Annotated in this window: 7 protein-coding genes; all 7 read right to left on the reverse strand. The window is 67.0% G+C overall.

Translation table 11 applies throughout. From position 1 onward, the window contains the following. Positions 1 to 517: 30S ribosomal protein S3 (gene rpsC, locus H0T81_RS01060; protein ID WP_294008957.1), on the reverse strand; the 517-nt coding region annotated here is incomplete at its 3' end. Between the two features lies 1 nt (position 518). Continuing rightward, positions 519 to 896, reverse strand: a complete 378-nt coding sequence (gene rplV / locus H0T81_RS01065; RefSeq protein ID WP_294008959.1) for a 50S ribosomal protein L22 — start codon at positions 894 to 896, stop codon at positions 519 to 521. After that, positions 896 to 1,171, reverse strand: coding sequence for a 30S ribosomal protein S19 (gene rpsS, locus H0T81_RS01070; protein ID WP_294008961.1), 276 nt, complete (start codon positions 1,169 to 1,171; stop codon positions 896 to 898). Before rpsS ends, rplV begins: the two co-directional genes overlap by 1 nt. Next, on the reverse strand, positions 1,171 to 2,004 hold the full coding sequence (gene rplB, locus H0T81_RS01075; RefSeq protein ID WP_294008963.1) for a 50S ribosomal protein L2: 834 nt from the start codon (positions 2,002 to 2,004) through the stop codon (positions 1,171 to 1,173). Before rplB ends, rpsS begins: the two co-directional genes overlap by 1 nt. Further along, complete coding sequence (locus tag H0T81_RS01080) at positions 2,004 to 2,324, reverse strand: 50S ribosomal protein L23 (protein ID WP_294008964.1); 321 nt, start codon at positions 2,322 to 2,324, stop codon at positions 2,004 to 2,006. The genes rplB and H0T81_RS01080 overlap by 1 nt, the downstream gene beginning before the upstream one ends. Then, on the reverse strand, positions 2,317 to 2,943 hold the full coding sequence (gene rplD / locus H0T81_RS01085) for a 50S ribosomal protein L4 (protein WP_294008965.1): 627 nt from the start codon (positions 2,941 to 2,943) through the stop codon (positions 2,317 to 2,319). The genes H0T81_RS01080 and rplD overlap by 8 nt, the downstream gene beginning before the upstream one ends. A gap of 3 nt (positions 2,944 to 2,946) precedes the next feature. After that, complete coding sequence (rplC, locus tag H0T81_RS01090; protein ID WP_294008966.1) at positions 2,947 to 3,879, reverse strand: 50S ribosomal protein L3; 933 nt, start codon at positions 3,877 to 3,879, stop codon at positions 2,947 to 2,949. Positions 3,880 to 4,124 lie beyond the last annotated feature (245 nt).

Here is a 4,124-nt window from a genome sequence, read left to right on the forward strand (position 1 = left end):
CCCGGCCCTCGCGGTACCATTCGGTGCGCGCGATCTCGGCGCCGCCGAGACGGCCCGCGCAGGTGATTCGAATGCCCTCGGCACCAAGGCGCAGGGCGGACTGAACCGCGCGCTTCATCGCCCGGCGGAAGGCGATTCGGCGCTCGAGCTGGTCGGCGACGCCCTGCGCGACGAGGCGGGCGTCGACCTCGGGTTTACGGATCTCGACGATGTTGAGGCTGACTTCCGAGCTCGTCATCGCGCTCAGCAGCTTCTTCAGCTTCTCGATGTCGCTGCCCTTCTTGCCGATGATTACTCCCGGGCGCGCGGCATAGATGCTGATCCGGCAGATCTTCGCCGGGCGCTCGATCACCACCTTGGAGATCGCCGCCTGGGGGAGCGTCTTCATGATGTAGCGGCGGATCTTGAGGTCCTCGAGCAGCAGTCGGCCGTAATCCTGGCCTTCCGCGAACCAGCGGCTGTCCCAGGTCCGGTTGATCTGCAGGCGAAGCCCGACAGGAGAGGATTTCTGACCCATTTTATGCTTCTTCCTGCTCGCGGACGACGACCCGGATCTGGCTGAACGGCTTGACGATGCGCGCCGAGCGGCCGCGCGCGCGGGTCGCGAACCGCTTCATCGACAGCGACTTGCCGACGCTCGCTTCGGCCACGACCAAGGCATCGACGTCGAGGTTATGGTTGTTCTCGGCATTGGCGACGGCCGAGGCGAGCACCTTGCGGACGTCGTCGGCCATTCCCTTCGGAGAGAATTTCAGGATGTTGAGCGCTTCCTCGACCTTGCGGCCGCGGATCAGCCCGGCGACCAGGTTGAGCTTGCGAGCCGAGCCGCGGATGGTGTTGCCGATGGCCAGCGCTTCCTTGTCGCCGACCTTGCGCGGTGCCGATTGCTTGCCCATCAGCGCTTCCCCTTGCGGTCGGCGGCGTGGCCGGGGAAGTAGCGCGTCGGAGCGAACTCACCCAATTTCATGCCGACCATGTCCTCGTTGACCGAGACCGGGACGAACTTGCGGCCGTTGTAGACGTGGAACGTCAGGCCGACGAACTGCGGCAGGATCGTCGAGCGGCGCGACCAGGTCTTGATCGGAGTGCGCGAACTCTTGTCCTGCGCGGCTTCGGCTTTCTTGATCAGCGAAAGCTCGACGAACGGACCTTTCCAGACGGAACGAGCCATTACTTCTTCCTCGCGTGACGCGACCGGATGATCATCTTGTCGGTCGACTTGTTGTGACGGGTGCGGGCGCCCTTGGTCGGCTTGCCCCACGGAGTGACCGGGTGGCGGCCGCCCGAGGTTCGCCCCTCGCCGCCGCCATGCGGGTGGTCGACCGGGTTCTTGGCGACTCCGCGGGTCAGCGGGCGCTTGCCCATCCACCGGGTGCGGCCGGCCTTGGCCAAGGTCTGGTTGGCGTTGTCGGGGTTCGACACCGCTCCAACCGTCGCCATGCAGTCCGAGCGGACGTAGCGCTGCTCGCCCGAGTTCAACCGGACGATGACCATTCCGCGGTCGCGCCCGACGACCTGCACATAGGTGCCCGCGGCGCGCGCGATCTGGCCGCCCTTGCCGGGCTTCAGCTCGACGTTGTGGACGATGGTTCCAACCGGCATCTGGCCGATTTCCATCGCGTTGCCCGGTTTCACGTCGACCTTCCGGCCGGCGACCACCTTGTCGCCGGGAGCCAGCCGCTGCGGGGCGATGATATAGGCCTGCTCGCCGCCCTCGTAGGTGATGAGGGCGATGAACGCCGAGCGGTTGGGGTCGTATTCCAGACGTTCGACGGTGCCGGTGACATCCCACGTGCGGCGCTTGAAATCGACGATCCGATAGCGCTGCTTGTGGCCGCCGCCGATGCCGCGCGAGGTCACGTGGCCGTTGTTGTTGCGGCCGCCGGTCTTGGTCTTGCCCTCGGTCAGCCGCTTGACCGGCTTGCCCTTCCACAGGCTCGCCTTGTCGACCAGGATCAGTCCGCGGCGGGCGGGGGAAGTCGGCTTGTATTGCTTGAGTGCCATTACGCCTTCGCCCCTTCCGTGATGTCGATCGACTGGCCTTCGGCGAGGGTGACGATGGCCTTCTTGACGTCCGAGCGCTGGTAGGGACGGCCCTTCCAGCGCTTGGACTTGCCCTTGGTGACCATGGTGTTGACGCCGGTCACGGTGACTCCGAACAGCGCCTCGACCGCGGCCTTGATCTCGGGCTTCGAGGCTCCGGGCGCGACCTTGAAGACGACCGCGTTCTGCTCCGAAAGCATGGTCGACTTCTCGGTGATGTGCGGCGCGAGGACGATGTCGTAGTGGCGGATGTCGACCGCCGCCTGCTGCTTCTTAGCCATTGAACCGCGCCTCCAGCTTCTCGACCGCGGCGCGGGTCAGGACCAGCGTTTCGTGGCGCATGATGTCGTAGACGTTGGCTCCGACCGCCGGGATCAGGTTGATGCTCGCCAGGTTCGACGAGGCGCGGGCGAAGCCGACATTCAGCGCATCGCCGTCCATCACCAGGGCGGTCTTGCCGAAGCCCAGCTTGCCGAGCTTTTCGCGCAGCTCGCGGGTCTTGCCGTCCTTGAGGTCGAGGTTGTCGACCACCACCAGCTGCCCGCTCATCGCCTTGGACGACAGCGCCATCTTGAGGCCGAGCGCCCGGACCTTCTTGTTGAGACTCGAAGAGAAAATGCGGGCGCGAGGGCCGTGGGCCTTGCCGCCGCCGACGAAGATCGGTGCTCGGCGGTCGCCGTGGCGGGCGGTGCCGCCCCCCTTCTGCCGGCCGAACTTCTTGCCGGTGCGCGCGACCTCGCTACGCTCGCGCGCCGCCCGCGCCGGGGCGCGGCGGTTGGTGAGCTGCCAAGTGACGACCCGGTGCAGGATGTCGGCGCGCGGCTCGACCCCGAAGATCGAATCGTCGAGGTTGATGTCGCCGCCCGACTTCGCGTCGAGGCTCTGGACCTTGACCTTCATCGCTTAGCTTTCCTTGCTTTCGTCGGCGCCCTTGGCGTCGTCGGCGCTCTTGCCCTCGTCGCCAGACTTGCCTTCGTCGCCGGCTTCGCCCTCGGCGGCCTCGCCGGCCGCGGCCTCGGTCTCGCTGTCGAGCGCTCCGCCGGCTTCCTGCTCGGCGGCGATCGCCGCGACCTCGTCGTCGCCCGGAAGCGCCGGGATTTCGTGGACGGCGGCGTCATCGACCAGGCCGGCAGCCGGAGCCTCGGCCTCGACCGGCTGGTCCTTGCTCACCAGGCCCGCCGGGTACGGCGCGCTCTCGTTGCGCGGCACCTTGACCGCGTCCTCGACGGCGACCCAGCCGCCTTTGGAGCCGGGCACCGATCCCTTGATGAAAATAAGCCCACGAACCGGGTCCGTACGGACCACCTCGAGGTTCTGCTGGGTGCGGTTGCGGGCGCCCATATGGCCCGCCATCTTCTTGTTCTTGAATACCTTGCCGGGATCCTGTCGCTGTCCGGTCGAGCCGTGGGAGCGGTGGGAAACCGAAACGCCGTGGGTGGCCCTCAAGCCGCTGAAGCCCCATCGCTTCATGGCCCCCGCGAAGCCCTTGCCCTGGGTGACCCCGCAAACGTCGACCAGCTGGCCGGCGACGAAATGGTCCGCGCTGATGGTCGCTCCGACGTCGAGCAAGCCATCCTCGGCGACTCGGAACTCGGCGAGCTTGGCCTTGGGCTCGACCTTCGCCTTGCCGAACGCCGAACGCTGCGGCTTGGCGACGTTCTTGGCCTTGGCCTTGCCGGCGCCGAGCTGGACGGCGGTGTAGCCGTCGCGATCCGCCTCGCGTCGGCCGACGACCTGCAAATCCTCGAGCTGGAGGACCGTGACGGGCACGTGCCGGCCGTCCGCCTGAAACAGGCGGGTCATTCCGACCTTCCTTGCGATCACGCCGGTGCGCATGACCAAACTCCCAACAGAGGCCCCTGGACCATCCAGGGGCGTGAACAGCCCTTGTGAATCGATGCGTGCCCCGCCTGGGCTGTGGGCTCCGCGACTTGACGGAGCGGCGGGGACGCAGCCCGGAATTGCTTCCGGCGGTATCACCCTATTTCCACCCCGGCGTTCGCCGGGGCTGAAGGTCAGCTCGCCTAAGCGAGCTTGATCTCCACGTCGACGCCGGCGGCGAGGTCGAGCTTCATCAGCGC

Source organism: Sphingomonas sp., from assembly GCF_013812825.1.
Classification (GTDB): Bacteria; Pseudomonadota; Alphaproteobacteria; order Sphingomonadales; family Sphingomonadaceae; genus Sphingomicrobium.

Coding starts and splice junctions, on each gene's coding strand:
- rplV (WP_294008959.1), bottom strand. CDS start 896: ATGGGCAAGCAATCGGCACCGCGCAAGGTCGGCGACAAGGAAGCGCTG.
- rplD (WP_294008965.1), bottom strand. CDS start 2,943: ATGAAGGTCAAGGTCCAGAGCCTCGACGCGAAGTCGGGCGGCGACATC.
- rplC (WP_294008966.1), bottom strand. CDS start 3,879: ATGCGCACCGGCGTGATCGCAAGGAAGGTCGGAATGACCCGCCTGTTT.
- rpsS (WP_294008961.1), bottom strand. CDS start 1,171: ATGGCTCGTTCCGTCTGGAAAGGTCCGTTCGTCGAGCTTTCGCTGATC.
- H0T81_RS01080 (WP_294008964.1), bottom strand. CDS start 2,324: ATGGCTAAGAAGCAGCAGGCGGCGGTCGACATCCGCCACTACGACATC.
- rplB (WP_294008963.1), bottom strand. CDS start 2,004: ATGGCACTCAAGCAATACAAGCCGACTTCCCCCGCCCGCCGCGGACTG.